The 15,718-nt window shown below is 62.5% G+C and carries 14 protein-coding genes and 2 pseudogenes; 1 reads left to right on the top strand and 15 read right to left on the bottom strand.

Annotation, left to right across the window (positions count from 1 at the left end; genetic code table 11):
• The 7 genes and pseudogenes from ENZ75_RS04195 to ENZ75_RS04165 form a co-directional block, all read right to left on the bottom strand.
• Positions 1-305, bottom strand: a pseudogene (locus ENZ75_RS04195) (penicillin-binding protein); the annotation flags it as partial.
• A gap of 169 nt (positions 306-474) precedes the next feature.
• Positions 475-1,404, bottom strand: coding sequence for a hypothetical protein (locus ENZ75_RS04190; RefSeq protein ID WP_245469523.1), 930 nt, complete (start codon positions 1,402-1,404; stop codon positions 475-477).
• Positions 1,405-1,407: 3 nt separating this feature from the next.
• Entirely contained in the window at positions 1,408-1,554 is a 147-nt protein-coding gene (locus ENZ75_RS04185) for a hypothetical protein (RefSeq protein WP_013529552.1), read from the bottom strand.
• A 25-nt stretch (positions 1,555-1,579) separates the two neighbouring features.
• Positions 1,580-1,833: pseudogene (locus tag ENZ75_RS04180) on the bottom strand (GlsB/YeaQ/YmgE family stress response membrane protein).
• 108 nt (positions 1,834-1,941) lie between these two features.
• Complete coding sequence (locus ENZ75_RS04175; RefSeq protein ID WP_013529550.1) at positions 1,942-2,145, bottom strand: hypothetical protein; 204 nt, start codon at positions 2,143-2,145, stop codon at positions 1,942-1,944.
• A 100-nt stretch (positions 2,146-2,245) separates the two neighbouring features.
• Positions 2,246-2,866 (bottom strand): ribonuclease D, encoded by a 621-nt coding sequence (locus ENZ75_RS04170; RefSeq protein ID WP_013529549.1) that lies wholly within the window; start codon positions 2,864-2,866, stop codon positions 2,246-2,248.
• 124 nt (positions 2,867-2,990) lie between these two features.
• Entirely contained in the window at positions 2,991-4,376 is a 1,386-nt protein-coding gene (locus ENZ75_RS04165) for a M20/M25/M40 family metallo-hydrolase (protein ID WP_063170335.1), read from the bottom strand.
• A 416-nt stretch (positions 4,377-4,792) separates the two neighbouring features.
• Here ENZ75_RS04165 and polA point away from each other — a divergent pair, with 416 nt between their 5' ends.
• The gene (gene polA, locus ENZ75_RS04160; RefSeq protein ID WP_063170336.1) at positions 4,793-7,744 is read left to right on the top strand and encodes a DNA polymerase I; all 2,952 of its coding nucleotides are present in this window, start codon (positions 4,793-4,795) and stop codon (positions 7,742-7,744) included.
• A gap of 152 nt (positions 7,745-7,896) precedes the next feature.
• Here polA and ENZ75_RS04150 read toward each other — a convergent pair whose 3' ends face one another.
• The 8 genes from ENZ75_RS04150 to ENZ75_RS04115 all read right to left on the bottom strand — a co-directional run.
• On the bottom strand, positions 7,897-8,301 hold the full coding sequence (locus ENZ75_RS04150; RefSeq protein WP_013529546.1) for a Fur family transcriptional regulator: 405 nt from the start codon (positions 8,299-8,301) through the stop codon (positions 7,897-7,899).
• 194 nt (positions 8,302-8,495) lie between these two features.
• Positions 8,496-9,542 carry an L-glyceraldehyde 3-phosphate reductase gene (mgrA, locus tag ENZ75_RS04145; protein ID WP_013529545.1) on the bottom strand — a complete coding sequence of 349 codons (1,047 nt, stop codon included), beginning with the start codon at positions 9,540-9,542 and terminating at the stop codon, positions 8,496-8,498.
• 122 nt (positions 9,543-9,664) lie between these two features.
• Positions 9,665-10,807 carry a Gfo/Idh/MocA family oxidoreductase gene (locus tag ENZ75_RS04140; protein WP_063169021.1) on the bottom strand — a complete coding sequence of 381 codons (1,143 nt, stop codon included), beginning with the start codon at positions 10,805-10,807 and terminating at the stop codon, positions 9,665-9,667.
• Between the two features lie 11 nt (positions 10,808-10,818).
• Complete coding sequence (locus ENZ75_RS04135; RefSeq protein WP_063169022.1) at positions 10,819-11,565, bottom strand: sugar phosphate isomerase/epimerase; 747 nt, start codon at positions 11,563-11,565, stop codon at positions 10,819-10,821.
• 53 nt (positions 11,566-11,618) lie between these two features.
• Positions 11,619-12,716 carry a sn-glycerol-3-phosphate ABC transporter ATP-binding protein UgpC gene (ugpC, locus tag ENZ75_RS04130; RefSeq protein ID WP_027161308.1) on the bottom strand — a complete coding sequence of 366 codons (1,098 nt, stop codon included), beginning with the start codon at positions 12,714-12,716 and terminating at the stop codon, positions 11,619-11,621.
• A gap of 5 nt (positions 12,717-12,721) precedes the next feature.
• Positions 12,722-13,654 carry a carbohydrate ABC transporter permease gene (locus ENZ75_RS04125; protein WP_164887724.1) on the bottom strand — a complete coding sequence of 311 codons (933 nt, stop codon included), beginning with the start codon at positions 13,652-13,654 and terminating at the stop codon, positions 12,722-12,724.
• A gap of 2 nt (positions 13,655-13,656) precedes the next feature.
• A complete protein-coding gene (locus ENZ75_RS04120) occupies positions 13,657-14,544 on the bottom strand; it encodes a sugar ABC transporter permease (RefSeq protein ID WP_024504415.1) in 888 nt (295 codons plus the stop codon).
• 81 nt (positions 14,545-14,625) lie between these two features.
• Positions 14,626-15,718: ABC transporter substrate-binding protein (locus tag ENZ75_RS04115; protein WP_164887723.1), on the bottom strand; the 1,093-nt coding region annotated here is incomplete at its 5' end.

The raw sequence follows: 15,718 nt of genomic DNA, 5'->3' as shown, positions 1-15,718 counted from the left end.
CGGGTCGTCGCCGCCGGCGTCTTGGCGCCGTAGTAGATGACGATGCCGGCCACGGCGATGCCGCCCCAGATGGCGAGCACGAAGCACCAGTAGAACAGCCGGCCGAGCACGCCGAACAGGCCGCGCCGGCTTCTGCCGCGCTTGACCCGCGACGATTTCCCTTTGGCCGGCTTGCGTTTTGCGGAGGCTTTGCGATTGCTCGGCACGACGCGATCCTCCTCGTTCACCGAAAGACCCGCCGAGGACCGCGCCTGCGGCGGCCCCTCGAAACTGGGTTCGATGCGACTGTCTCTGCGGTTCGCCATGCGCTGTGCTTGATGTCCCCGATGCCTATGGCGTTCGGGTTGAAGAGTAGATGCGGCGATTTAAGGGCGGGTTAAGTCGTGTTCGAATGCCGGCCTTGGGGTTGGGCAGCCAAAAACGCCAGCGTCTGCTCTTTGCAGGTTACTGACGCCACGCTGTTCGCTGTCTCGTTCAGATGGGCTCGAACTTCACATCCGGCTGGTCGGGACCGCCGGCTTGCCGCAACAGCGCGACAATGTGTTCGCCCCTGTCGACCGGCTGTCGCCTCCAGTTCGAGGCGTTCGTGACGTGCAGCCAGCCCTCGACCATCATGAAAAAATCCTCGGATTGATCATGTCCGGCGCCGAAGCGAAGCGATTTGTTTTCAGCGAATCGAACCAGCGCCGGATCGATCGACCTGTAGAGCACAGGCCAGTTGCCGCCGCCGGAATCCATATGAAACTTGTAGCTCGGGGCGAAATCCAGCCGTCGCCGCAAAAGGCTTCCGTCGAAAAAACAGAAGCCGGGCCACAGGAACCAGCCGCCTGGCGTCGGCGTATCGCGCCGCACGCTGCCGTAGAGGCTTTTGCCCTCCATCCGGGCGCGGATCGAAAACGGTTCAGTCGGAAAGATGTCATGATCGATGAAGCCGAACAGCTTCGGCCCGAACCTGGGCAAGAAATTCCGCACGATCCAGTTGAGCGCTTGACCGTGCGATCTGCTGACGACCAGCCTGTTCTTCGGCAATGCGACATAGGGGACATGCTGGCGACGGCAGAGATCGCGGATTGCTTCCCTTGCCTCGCCCTTGTTGCTGTTGTCGAAAACGATGTAGCTTTCGTGCTCGGCCAGGTATCGGCGTACCAGGTGGATCTGCCATTCGATCATTTCGGGCCGGTTGAAGGCCACGGTGGCGACGACCGCATCGCGGAATACCTGCTCTTGCCCCTGCAATTCGCTGACCGGTGCGGATGTCCTCAGAAAGCGAAACACCCGCCAACGATAGCGCAGCAGCGCCTCGCGCCTTGGCGGCCGGTTCAGCCTCTCCCACTCCGCCACGGTGATCGGGGGCTGATCGACGTCTTCCGGGGCGTCAGAAGCAACCATGTCGCGCCCCCGCATGGCTTAGTTCTGCTGGATCGAAATGCCCTTGTCGTCGATCTTGAGCTCGACGCCCTTGGGTTTGGTCTGCTCGCGATAGACATAGATGCCGAGCGCGATGACCACGACGACGAGCGCGCCGATGACGAGATAGAGCGTATTCTGTTTCATGGCGCGCTCTTTGCGTTGTCGAGCCTCAGGCTCGTTTCAGAACCTTGACCAGTACCAGCAGGATGATGGCGCCGATCGTGGCATGGATGATCGCGGCGAGAGTGCCGCGGCCGATGGAAAAGCCGATCCGCGGAAACAGCCAGCCGGCATGAACGCACCGACGATGCCCACGATGATGTTGCCGATCAGGCCGAAGCCGAAGCCGGAAACGATGAGACCGGCGAGCCAGCCGGCGATGGCACCGATGATGATGAAGACGAGCAAGCTTTCGACACCCATAGCGATTTCCTCCGAGCAAGAGGGCGACCGCGGACCGGAAAGCCCGAATCGGCCTCGACATCAACAGCTTAGGCTATTCGAAAGCAGCCGGCCTCACCAGCGGCGCGCTTATTGATCGTCGTCGTCGCTTGCGGCAGGGCGCCAGCTGGTCGGCTCGACCTTCTTTTGCGTGTGACTGTCGATATAGACCCACCAGCCGTCGTCGCGATATTGCGCGATGGATTCGTTGATGACGCCGTCGCTGTCCTTCCAGGTCACGGAGACCTTGGAGCCGTCTGTCGGCGCGGTCGCAATCGGCTTTCTGTCCGCCATGTCATTATCCCCAATTGCACCGACAAACTGAGCCGACAGAACGCGACGGCCTGTATCCGGTTCCAAACGGTCACCGGCCCGCGGAGCGCGCCAACGGCCCTCAGCTATGGGCGAAGATATCCTCTTCGTCCCAGCCCATCAGGTCAAGCTTGGCACGCGTCGGCAGGAAGCGGAAGCAGGCATCGGCCTCCTTGGTCCGCCCATCGCGCGCCAGCCGTCCGGCCAGTACATCGCGCAACCGGTGCAGATAGAGCACGTCGGAAGCCGCATATTCGAGCTGTTCGGGCGACAGCGTCTCGGCCGCCCAGTCCGACGATTGCTGCGCCTTGGACAGCCCGACGCCGAGAAGCTCGAAGCAGATGTCCTTGAGCCCGTGGCGGTCGGTATAGGTGCGGGTCAGCCGCGAGGCGATCTTGGTGCAGAACACCGGCTCCGGCATGACGCCGAACGCATTGTAGAGAACGGCAAGATCGAAGCGGCCGTAGTGGAACAGCTTGGTTACGCCACGGTTCCTCAGCAGGCTGACGAGGTTCGGCGCCTTCTTCTGGCCGGGCGCGATCTGGATGACGTCGGCGCTGCCGTCGCCGGGCGAAATCTGCACCACGCACAGCCGGTCGCGATGCGGATTGAGCCCGAGCGTTTCGGTGTCGATGGCCACTGCCCCGACATTGTAGTGCGAGAGGTCGGGCAGGTCGTTTTTATGGAAACGGATATCGGCCATTGTCTTCTCCGGTCGAGCCCTACAGTGCCCCCTGACCCGCAGGGGATGCTGCAGCGCTTTATCTTGTGGCCCGTCCTCGCCGCGATCGGCTGAAAAATCAACAGGAAAACAGGGGTTCCGCTGCTCAGCGCGTCAAGGCATCGAGAATCCGCGCCCAGGAGCGCTGGCCCTTGTGGAAGGAGCTGAGCTCGTATTTCTCGTTGGGCGAGTGGATGCGGTCGTCGTCGAGGCCGAACCCGACCAGCAGCGATTCCATGCCGAGATAGGTCTGGAAATCGCCGACAACCGGAATGGAGCCACCGCTGCCCGTCGTAACCGCCGGCTTCGGCCATTCGTCGGACAGCGCATTCTTGGCCTTGGCCAGGAAGGGCGAGTCGTAGGAAAGCTGGATTGCCGGCGAGCCGCCATGCGGATGGAATTCGACGGAACAGTCGGCCGGAATGCGCTCCTTGACGAACTTCTGGAACGCGGCCCGGATTTTTTTCGGGTCCTGCTTGTGGACAAGGCGAAACGAGACCTTCGCCGAGGCTTCGGCCGCGATCACCGTCTTGAAGCCCTTGCCGGTATAGCCGCCGATGATGCCGTTGAACTCGGCCGTCGGCCGCGCCCAGGTCAATTCCAGCACGGAGCGGCCCTTTTCGCCCGACGGGATCGACAGGCCGACCGGTCCCAGGAACGTCTCGGCAGTCTCGCCGAGCGTCTCCCATGATTTCAGGATCTGCGACGGCGTTTCCTCGACGCCATCATAGAAGCCGGGAATGGTGATGTGGCCGTCCTTGTCGTGGACATCGGCCAGCACCCTGGCCAGGACGCGGATCGGGTTGGCGGCGGCACCACCATAGAGGCCCGAATGCAGGTCGCGGTCGGCGGCCTTCACCGTGATCTCCTCACCCACCAGCCCGCGCAATCCGACGCAGATCGACGGCGTGTCGCGATCCCACATGCCGGTATCGCAGACCAGCGCGAAATCGGCCTTGAGTTCGCCGGCATTGGCCTCGAGGAACGGCTTCAGCGAAGGCGAACCGGATTCCTCCTCGCCCTCGAACAGGATGGTGATGCGGCAAGGCAGATTGCCATGCACCTGTTTCCAGGCGCGGCAAGCCTCGACGAAGGTCATCAACTGGCCCTTGTCGTCGGCCGACCCCCGACCGACGATCACCTTGTGGTCCGGCCCGACCTCCTTGACAGCAGGCGCGAACGGATCGCTTTCCCACAATTCGATCGGGTCGACCGGCTGAACGTCATAATGGCCGTAAAACAGCACATGCGGCGAACCGGCCGGGCCGTCATGGTGCGCAACCACCATCGGGTGGCCGGGCGTGTCGCGAACGCTGGCGTCGAAGCCGATCAGCTCGAGTTCGGCCACCAGCCATTCCGCCGCCTTGCGGCAGTCGGCGGCATAGGCTGGATCGGTGGAGATGGACTTGATCCTGAGCAAGCCGAACAGGCGCTCGAGGCTCTGGTCGAGATTCTTGTCGAGACGGTCGAGGACGGGGGAAACTGCGGACATATGTGAAGCCTTTCGATTCAGAACCGGAACCGTAAAGGCATGACGGGAAAACGAAAAGCCCGCGATCATTGGACCACGGGCTGCAAACGTCTCTGCGAGGCAAAAAAAGACCGCCGTGGTGGAGGGGGAACCACGGCGGCCTTCTACTCGAAACGATGCGGCAGCCCGGAGAGGGGGGATAGGCTGCCGCAGGTGTCCGGGATAGGCGGGGGACGGGCCTTGCTCCGGACTCGGCGAAAACTGCCGATGACGTGTATTTGGGTCTCTGAACGTGGCGATTCAAGGGCACGAAAATTACAGTTTTGTAACATGGGCGTGAGCAGGGTGACGGCGATCTGTCAGGGTGTTGCCGGAACCGATAGTCGAGGCTGCCTTTGGCATGGACCAAGCCGCCGCGCCGCGCTATCCCTGCCGGCATGAAAAAAGGCGATCATCTCTTCCTTGTCGACGGCTCCGGCTACATCTTCCGTGCCTATCACGCGCTGCCGCCGCTGACCCGCAAATCCGACGGCCTGCCGGTCGGCGCCGTTTCCGGCTTCTGCAACATGCTGTGGAAGCTGATGCTCGACGCCCGCAATACCGATGTAGGCATCGTGCCGACGCATTTCGCCGTCATTTTCGACTATTCGTCAAAAACCTTCCGCAACGACCTCTACCCCGAATACAAGGCCAACCGCTCGGCACCGCCGGAAGATTTGATCCCGCAATTCGGCCTGATCCGCCAGGCGACCAGGGCGTTCAACCTGCCCTGCGTCGAGATCGAAGGCTACGAGGCTGACGATCTGATCGCCACCTATGCGAGGCTCGCCTGCGAAGCCGGCGGCGATACCACCATCATCTCCTCCGATAAGGATTTGATGCAACTGGTTGGCGATACGGTCGCCATGTACGACCCGATGAAGGACCGCCAGATCGGAATTCCGGAGGTCATCGAGAAATGGGGCGTGCCGCCGGAGAAGATGGTCGACCTGCAGGCACTGACCGGCGATTCGGTCGACAATGTGCCTGGTGTGCCCGGCATCGGGCCGAAGACGGCGGCGCAACTGCTCGAACAGTTCGGTGACCTCGACACGCTGCTGGCCCGGGCCGGCGAGATCAAGCAGGACAAGCGCCGGGAATCGATCATCGCCAACGCCGACAAGGCGCGCATTTCTCGTCAGCTGGTGACGCTGATGAACGACGTACCGGTGACCGAGGGTCTGGAGGATTTCGTCCTGCACGCGCCCGACGGCCCGAAGCTGATCGGTTTCCTCAAGACCATGGAATTCACCTCGCTGACCCGCCGTGTCGCGGAAGCGACCAGCACCGAGGCCGGCGACGTCCAGGCCGTCGCGGTCACCGTCGAACGCGCCGATCATGCCCATGGCCCGGACGTTGGCGCCGGTTTGCCGCCGGTTGCCCGAAACGCGCCTGGCACTGAACCGGACGAAGCCGGCGGGACGGCGGAGACGTCAAAACAAGGCGATACCCCCTCCCTGCTCGCGGCACTAAGGCTGGAGCGCGCGGCCACCGGCAAGATCGACATTTCGGCCTATCACTGCATCCGCGATATCTCGACCCTGAAAGCCTGGGTCGCCGAGGCACGGGAGGCTGGCATCGCCGCCTTCGACGTCAGGGCGACATCCGCCGATCCGATGCAGGCGGAACTGATCGGCATGGCCATCGCCACGGCTCCCGGACGCGCCGCCTACATTCCCTTCGCCCACATGAGCGGCAATGGCGACCTGCTCGGTGGTGGCGCGCTCGAAAACCAGATTCCGCTGCGCGAGGCGCTGGCGGTGCTGAAACCGCTGCTCGAAGACAGATCGGTTCTCAAGATCGCGCAGAACCTGAAATACGATCTTGTCATCATGAGCCGCTACGGCATCGATGTCGCACCGTTCGACGACACCATGCTGATCTCCTACGTGCTCGATGCCGGTACGCCCCATGGTCACGGCATGGATGCGCTTGCCGAAAAGTGGCTCGGTCATACTCCTCTTCAGCTCAAGGACGTGACCGGCTCGGGCAAAAGCTCGGTCGGTTTCGATCAGGTCGACATCGACAAGGCGACGGCTCATGCCGCCGAAGACGCCGATGTGACGCTGCGGCTCTGGCTGGTGCTGAAACCGCGGCTTGCCGCCAAGGGCCTGGTGTCGGTCTATGAGCGGCTGGAGCGGCCGCTGGTGCCGGTGCTGGCGCGCATGGAACAGCGCGGCATCTCGGTCGACAGGCAGATCCTCTCGCGGCTCTCCGGCGAATTGGCGCAGGGCGCCGCTCGCCTCGAAGAGGAAATCTACCAGCTCATCGGCGAACGCATCAACATCGGTTCGCCAAAGCAGCTCGGCGACATCCTGTTCGGGCGCATGGGCCTGCCCGGCGGTTCGAAGACCAAGACCGGCCAGTGGTCGACCTCGGCGCAGCTTCTCGAAGATCTCGCTGCCGAAGGTCACGAACTGCCGCGCAAGATCGTCGACTGGCGCCAGCTGACCAAGCTGAAATCGACCTATACCGATGCGCTGCCCGGCTTCATCCACCCCGACACCAAGCGCGTCCACACCTCCTACGCGTTGGCCGCTACGACGACGGGACGCCTGTCATCCTCCGATCCGAACCTGCAGAACATCCCGGTGCGCACCGCCGAGGGCCGCAAGATCAGGACCGCCTTCATCACCGACAAGAGCCATCGGCTGGTCTCGGCCGACTACAGCCAGATCGAATTGCGGGTGCTCGCCCATGTCGCCGAGATCCCGCAACTGCGGCAGGCTTTCGCCGACGGCGCCGACATCCACGCCATCACCGCGTCGGAGATGTTCAACGTGCCGGTCGAAGGCATGCCCTCGGAGGTTCGCCGCCGCGCCAAGGCGATCAATTTCGGCATCATCTACGGCATTTCGGCCTTCGGTCTCGCCAACCAGCTGTCGATCCCGCGCGAGGAAGCCGGCAACTACATCAAGAAATATTTCGAGCGCTTCCCCGGCATCCGCGATTACATCGAGGAGACCAAGGCCTATGCCCGCGAGCACGGCTTTGTCGAAACGATCTTCGGCCGCCGCATCCATTACCCCGACATAAGATCGTCCAACCCCTCGCTCCGCGCCTTCAACGAACGCGCCTCGATCAATGCCCGCCTGCAAGGCACCGCCGCCGACATCATCCGCCGTGCCATGATCCGCATGGAGGAGGCGCTGGAAAAAGCAGGCCTTTCGGCACGCATGCTGCTGCAGGTGCATGACGAACTGATCTTCGAGACCGTCGAGGCGGAAGTCGAGGCGACGATCCCGGTCGTGCGTCATGTCATGGAAAACGCGGCGATGCCGGCGGTCTCAATGTCGGTGCCGCTGCATGTCGACGCGCGAGCCGCCAACAACTGGGACGAGGCGCATTAGCACCAACGCAAGTTGTGTTGAGATTCAGATCAGGCCGAGCCGAAAATGGTGGATTCCGAGAACCGGAGCGGAGCGTACTTTTCGTACGTGAGCACCGGAAGCGGCAGGAAGCCGCCATTTGCAGGCCGGCATCATCTGAATCTCAACTCACCTCAAGCCGCCTCAGCCAAACACTTGGCACATGTCCCGCGAAACTCGATCACCGCCTTCTTGGCGGCGAAGCCGGTGGAGCGCACCCATTCGTCCAAGCTGTGGCCGACATCGTGGTCTGACATTTCGGTGACCTGCCCGCATGTGTCGCAAATGGCGAAGGCAGTCATCGAATGGCTGTGGTCATGCGGCTCGGCGCAGGCGACGAAGGAATTGATGCTTTCAAGCCGATGCACGAAACCTGACTTCACCAGCGTGTCGAGCGCGCGATAGACCTGGAGCGGTGCGCGAAAACCGCGCTCGCGCAATTGGTCGAGCAAGGTGTAGGCACTGAGCGGTCCGCTGGCGGTCTCGAGTTTCTCGAGCACGCACAGCTGGTTTTTCGTCAGCACATCCCTTGCCGCCATGATCCTGTTTCCAACTCGCCTTGCGTCGCTTGCGCCGCGCACAAACGATCCATGTCCCATCCAGATAGCGACGAACAGGCATTTTTGCTACTGTTTCCAGCATTCTGCCCGCAAGGCCGCCGAGAACATCGATCGGAGCGGGGCAACAGGCAGGTTGCCCGCCGTTTTTCGCTTTGCCGGCTTATCGAGCGGACCTATTTCCTCGGCGGGCCTTTGCGCTCGGCAGAAGCCGCCCACAGATTGATGTCGGATTCGCGCGCGTATGTGTCGATCTCGGCGAGTTCGGCATCGCTGAAGTCGAGCGCCTTGAGCGCGCCGACGCAGTCCTCGACCTGCTCCGGCCGGCTGGCGCCGATCAGTGCCGAGGTCACCCTCCCCTTGCGCAGCACCCAGGCCAGCGCCATCTGCGCCAGCGTCTGTCCGCGCCTGCCGGCGATGGCGTCGAGCGCCTTGATGTTGGCGATGGTCTTGTCGTTGATGAAGGCTGTCTTCAGCGACTTGCCCTGCGACGCACGGCTGCCGTCCGGAATGCCGCCGAGATACTTGTCCGTCAGCATGCCTTGCGCCAGCGGCGAGAACACGATGGAGCCGACGCCGAGCCCTTCGAGCGTGTCGAGCAAGCCGTCTTCCTCCACCCAGCGGTTCAGCATCGAATAGCTCGGCTGGTGGATGACGCAAGGCGTGCCAAGCTGCTTCAAGATATCGGCCGCCTCGCGCGTGCGCTGCGAATTGTAGGACGAGATGCCGGCATAGAGCGCCTTGCCCGAGCGCACGGCATGGTCGAGCGCACCCATCGTTTCTTCCAGCGGCGTGTCGGGATCGAAACGGTGCGAATAGAAGATATCGACATAGTCGAGCCCCATCCGCTTGAGGCTCTGGTCGAGGCTGGCCAGAATGTATTTGCGCCCACCCCATTCGCCGTAGGGCCCGGCCCACATCTGGTAACCGGCCTTGGTCGAGATGATCAGTTCGTCGCGGTAGGCAGCGAAGTCGGTGCGCAGGATCTCACCGAAGGCGGTTTCGGCAGAACCGGGCGGCGGACCGTAATTGTTGGCGAGGTCGAAATGCGTGATGCCGAGGTCGAAGGCCTTGCGCGCGATCGCCTGCTTGGTCTTGTGCGGCGTGTCGTTGCCGAAATTGTGCCACAGGCCCAGCGAGATCGCCGGCAGCTTCAGGCCGGAGCGGCCACAGCGGTTGTAGACCATTTTCTCGTAACGATTTTCGGCGGGCGTGTAGGGCATCGGAAAATCCTCGAATGGAAACGAGCCGGTCGGCTGCATTCGTCACAACGCGGCGAGTTGGCTCTGCCCCCCACCCTTACCCTCTCTCCGTCGAAACGGGGAGAGGGTTGAGGTGTGCTGCCCTATTTCTTCTTCGCCAAAAGCGCCTTGGCTTCCTTGACGCCAAGTGCGGCCGGCCGTTCGCAGGTGGTCTGCATGGCGACGAACTTGCCGGTTTCGCCGGAACGCAGCAGGCTGGTCATCACGTCGACGGCGTGCAGCGCCAGCTCCATCGAACAGCGGTGCGGCCGACCTTCCGCGATCGCCACCGCCATATCGGCAAGGCCTGACGTGCGGTAGTTGGCCATCATGCCTTGCGAATGCATCTCGTTGGGCACGCCGAACGGATGCGGCCAGTTCGGCAGCTTCTTGACCGGCTTGGCCGCGACGGTGAAGCGAACGTCACCACCGAAGAAGTTCGGGTCCGGCACAAACACCGTACCCGCCTCGCCATAAAGCTCCATCGGCGCGTGGCCGTGGGCCCAGACGTCCCAGCTGGTGTTGAGCGTGATAACGGCGCCGTTCTCGAACTCCAGCAGCCCGTGGATGGTTGTCGGCGTGTTGACCGGTATCTTTTCACCCGCGCGCGGCTTTGAACTGATCGTGCGCTCCTTGGCCGGCGTCGTCGCGAAGGCCGCGACCTGCTTCACCGGCCCGATCAGCTGGATCAGATTGGTGATGTAATATGGTCCGATGTCGAGCACCGGCCCCGCGCCTGGCTGGAAGAAGAAATCCGGATTGGGGTGCCAGTGCTCCATGCCGTGGCCCATGACATGGCACGTGCCACTCGTGACCTTGCCAAGCTTGCCGGTGTCGATCAGGTTGCGTACCAGCTGGTGCGCGCCGCCGAGGAAAGTGTCTGGCGCCGAGCCGATGCGCAGACCCTTTTTCTCCGCCCGCTTCTTAAGGTCGAGCCCTTCCTTGACCGACAGCACGAACGGCTTTTCCGAATAGACGTGCTTGCCGGCGTCGAGGATCTGCTTTGACACCTCATAGTGCACCGCCGGGATGGTCAGGTTGACGATGATGTCGATGTCGTCGGCCTTGAGCAGGTCTTCGACGGTGTCGGCGCGCAGCTTGAACTCCTTCGCCCGAGCCTTGGCCGCCTCCATGTTGATGTCGGCGCAGGCACGCATTTCAATGCCGCGGAACAGCGGCGCCAGCGAAAAATACGCCTTCGAGATGTTGCCGCAGCCGATCACGCCGATGCCAAGTTTCTTTGCCATGCTGGTTGCTCCTAATAGGTTTTGGCGGCTGCGATGGAGCGGCGGGCGAAACGCTCGATGTCGTTGGGGTTGTCCTGTTCCATGACGTAGTATTGGGCAGCACTCCTGGCACGCAACACCTTGATCAGGGCGGCCCAGTCGATGGTGCCATGGCCGACATCCGACCAGCCATCCTCATCCAGCCCCTCGCCGGGCTTGGCCATGTCCTTGACGTGGACGGCGCTGATGCGCTTGCCGTGTTTCTCGATCCACGGCAGCGGATCATCGCCGCCGCGCACCACCCAGGCAACGTCCATCTCCCAGCTGACATCGGGCGCGGATGACAGGATGTGGTCCTGCGGCACCGATCCGTCGGCAAGTTTCTTGAACTCGAAATCATGATTGTGCCAGGCAAAGCCGTAGCCGGCCTTTTTCGCGGCATCACCGACCTTGGCCAGGCGTTCGCCGAAACCACGCCAGCCGGCCACGTCGGATGGCCGCTGGTCGGGCATCAGGAAAGGACAGATGAGCAGCGTGATACCGAGTGCGTCGGCGGTTCTGCGCACGCCGTCAAAATCGTTCTCGAGCGCGTCGATCGAGAAATGCCCAGTCGGCATGGCAAGCCCGTTCCTGTCGAGCTCGGCGCGGAATGCCTGGGGATCATCATAGACGCCGCCGAAACCTTCGACCTGGGCGTAGCCGAGCTTGCCGAGCATGGCGAGCACACCGTCCCAGGGTTGGAAATTGCGGGCGCTGTAAAGTTGGAATGACCAATTCATCGTCTCTGTCCGTTTTGCTTGGGGATCGTCGTTGGAAGGTTGGTTCTCGGAAGCTAGATGCGTGTGCCGGTTGCGGTGTCGAAAAGCGAGGCGCGCATCGGATCGAATCCAAGCGTCACCGCCTCGTCGTTCTTGGGCGTGCGTTCCGAGGTCACTCGGACGCTGAAATTCTGCTGGGCAAGCTTCAGCCAGACCAGCGTGTCGGAGCCCATGGGTTCGACCACCTCGACATTGGCGGCCATCGAGAACGGCCAGCCGGTGCCGCTGTTCAGGCTGACATGCTCGGGCCTGATACCGAATGTGACGGGGCCGGGAGCCGGAGGCTTGGCAAAGTCGTAAGTGCCGAGCGGGATCTTGATATCCCCGGCCGCGAACCGCCAGCCGCCGTCGGCGTCTTCCAGGTGGCCATCGACGAAGTTCATTGCGGGCGAACCGAGAAAGCCGGCGACGAAGCGGTTGACCGGACGGTTGTAGATGGTCTGCGGCGCATCGAGTTGCTGGATGACGCCGCCCTTCATCACCGCGATGCGGTCGGCCAGCGTCATCGCCTCGATCTGGTCGTGGGTGACGTAGATCATGGTGTTCTGCAGCTTGCGATGCAGCAGCTTGATCTCGACGCGCAGTTCGGCGCGCAGCTTGGCGTCGAGATTGGACAGCGGCTCGTCGAACAGGAACACGTCGACATCGCGCACCAGCGCCCGTCCGATGGCGACGCGCTGGCGCTGGCCGCCGGAAAGTGCGGCCGGCTTACGCTGCAGCAGCGGTTCGATCTGCAGGATTTCAGCCGCCCGCGTGATCCGCTTGGCGATCTCTTCTTTTGGCGTGCCGGCGACACGCAGCCCGAAGGACAGGTTCTTCTCCACCGTCATTTGCGGATAGAGCGCATAGGACTGGAACACCATGCCAATGCCGCGGTCCTTGGGCTCTTCCCAGGTGACGTTCTTGCCCTTGATGAAGATGCGGCCTTCGGAAACGTCGAGCAGGCCGGCAATGCAGTTGAGCAAGGTCGACTTGCCGCAGCCGGACGGCCCGAGCAGCACGATGAACTCGCCATCGGCGACATCCAGATTGAGCGTCTCCAGGACGGTCACCGCGCCGAAATTCAGCGACAGGTCCTGGATCGAAACGCTGGTATCGTTGGCTGCCGTCATCGCCATCACCCCTTCACCGCGCCGGCGGCGATGCCACGTACGAAAAGCTTGCCGGAGATGAAGTAGACGATGAGCGGCACAAGCCCGGTCAGGATGGTTGCGGCCATATTGACGTTGTACTCCTTCACGCCTTGCACCGAATTGACGATGTTGTTGAGCTGCACCGTCATCGGATAGGTGTCGGGGCGGGGGTAGACGACGCCGAACAGGAAGTCGTTCCAGATGCCGGTCACCTGCAGGATGATGGCGACGACGAAGATCGGCAGCGACATCGGCAGCATGATGCGCAGGAAGATGCCCCAGAAGCCGGCACCGTCGACACGTGCCGCCCGGAACAGCTCCTCCGGCATCGAGGAGAAATAATTGCGGAACAGCAGCGTCAGGATCGGCATGCCGAAAATGGAATGGACGATCACCAGCCCGCTGAGGCTGCCATAGAGGCCGATCTCGCGCAGGATGATGACGATCGGATAGATCATCACCTGGTAGGGAATGAAGGCGCCGACGATCAGGATGATGAAGAACGTATCGGCGCCCTTGAAGCGCCAATTGGCCAGTGCATAACCGTTCACCGAGGCGATGGCGATCGACAGCAGCACTGACGGCACGGTGATGCGCACCGAATTCCAGAAGCCGCGCGAGAGCCCGTCGCAGTTAAGGCCGGTGCAGGCAGTCGACCACGCTTTGACCCACGGTTCGAAAGTGATCTCGAGCGGCGGTGAGAAGATGTTGCCGAGCCGGATCTCCGGCATGCCCTTGAGCGAGGTGACGACCATGACGTAGAGCGGCAAGAGGTAGTAGACCGCCATGACGAACAATGTGCCGTATAGGAAGACGTTGCGGCGCGAAATCACGCGGCGCGGCTTCGGGCCGTAGGGATCGGTGATGCCCTGGCGCGCGCCGGCGGCGGTGCTTGCTTGAGCGGTGATGTCTGCCATGCTCATTTGCGCCGCCCGAACTCGAGATAGGCCCAGGGCACGATGACGATCACCACCGAGAGCAGCATCATGGTCGAGGCAGCAAAGCCCTGGCCGAGGTTCTGGGCGAAGAACATATAGTCGTAGACGTATTTGGCCGGCACTTCGGAGGCGATGCCTGGGCCGCCGCTGGTCTGGGCCACGACGAGGTCATAGACCTTGACGATGCCGGCAGCGATGATGACGAGCGTGGTGATGAAGACCGGCCGCATCATCGGGATGACGATGAACAGATAGGTCTTCCACATCGGGATCCCATCCACCCGCGCCGCCTTCCAGATGTCCTCGTCAATGCCGCGCAGGCCAGCCAGCATCAGGCACATGATGAGCCCTGTGCCTTGCCACAGCGCCGCGATCGATATGCCGTAGATGACGATGCTGGAATTGTAGAGCGGGTCGAAGCTGAAGCTCGTCCAGCCTAAGTCACGGACCACATGCTGGATGCCGAAATCCGGATTGAGCAGCCACTGCCAGACCAGGCCGGTGACGATGAAGGAGAGCGCGAAAGGATAGAGGAAGATGGTGCGCAACGTGTCCTCGAAGCGGATCTTCTGATCGAGCAGTGCTGCAAGCAGGAAGCCGATGACCAGCGAGAACACCAGCGAGATCGCGCCGTAGATCAGCAGGTTCTCGATCGAGATCAGCCAGCGCGGCGTCGCCCACAGCCGGTAATATTGGTCGAGCCCGACGAAATTCAGCCGCGGCAAGAGCTTCGAATTGGTGAAGGAATAGAGCACCGTCCAAACGGTGCCGCCGACGAAAACCACCATGGCGGTGAGGATCATCGGGATCGAGGCGACCTTCGCATTGAGGTTGCGGAACAGAAGGTTGGGGCGTTCGCTCTTGCTCATCTCGTCAGCCGGCTGGGTAAGGGCGGTGCATTCCCGGCCCTGCATTCGCAAGGCCGGGAGCGAGGTGGCTTGCCGCCAGCGTCAGTCCGCCGAAGCGATGAGGTCGGCGAAGCGCTTCTGTGCGTCTTCGACGGTCAATTCCGGCTTGGCGAAGAATTCGGCGAAAAGGTCTTCCTTCTGCTTCTGGGTGTCCTGCGAAAGCAGTTGGTCCGTCCATGGAATGACGGCGCCCTTGGCGAGGATGGCGAGGCCTTTCTTCATGCAGTCGTTCGCCGCGTTGAGATCGACGTCGCCGCGCACCGGCAGGGAACCCTTCTTCAGATTGAAGGCAACCTGCGTCTTGGGATCGAGCAGCGTCTCGGCCAGCACCTCCTGCGCCTTGCTCTTGTCGGCATCCTTGAGCAGCGGGAAGTAGAAGGCGTCGCCGCCCGTGGCTATGACCTCGTTCAGCCCAAGGCCCGGCAGGCAGGTATAGTCCTTGCCGGCGGTCTTGCCGGCAACCTGGAACTCGCCCTGTGCCCAGTCGCCCATGATCTGGCCACCCGCCTTGCCGGTGATGACCAGGTTGGTCGCCTGGTTCCAGTCCTGCACATTGGTGTCCTTCGCCATCTTGCGGGCATCGTCCGCGGCCTTGAAGACCTTGGCGACTTCGGGCCCGGCGGCGAACTTGGCATCCTTGTCCTTGTAGACCTTGAGGAACGTGTCCGTGCCGCCCACAGCCGCAAGCAGCACGTCGAAGGCACCGGAGGATTGCCAGGCTTGCCCGCCGACGGCGAGCGGGATGATGCCGGCCTTCTCCAGTGCCGGCGCTGCCGCCACGAATTCATTCCAGTCCTTCGGCAACGGCACGCCGGCCTTCGCGAAGGCTTCGTTGGACAGCCACAGCCACTGCCAGGAATGGATGTTGACGGGCACGCAATAGATCTTGCCGTCGATGGTGCAGCCGTCGAGCAGGCTCTTCGGCCGCACGACATCAGTCCACTTGCCCTTGGTGGCGACGTCGGTGAGGTCGCGCATCAGGCCGGCCTGCACCAACTCTTCCGCCTGCCGGCCGTGGTTGAACTGCGTGGCGCCCATCGGATCGCCACCGGTGATGCGGCTGATCATGATCGGCCGCGCCGTGCCGCCGGAGCCGGCAATGGCGCCGTCCACCCAGTGGTTGCCGGTCGCATCG

It is taken from the genome of Mesorhizobium sp. M7A.F.Ca.CA.002.04.1.1 (genome assembly GCF_004022805.1).
GTDB lineage: Bacteria > Pseudomonadota > Alphaproteobacteria > Rhizobiales > Rhizobiaceae > Mesorhizobium > Mesorhizobium ciceri.
The sequence above is the reverse complement of the archived record's forward strand: the minus strand, read 5'-3'. Positions and strand labels throughout refer to the sequence as shown.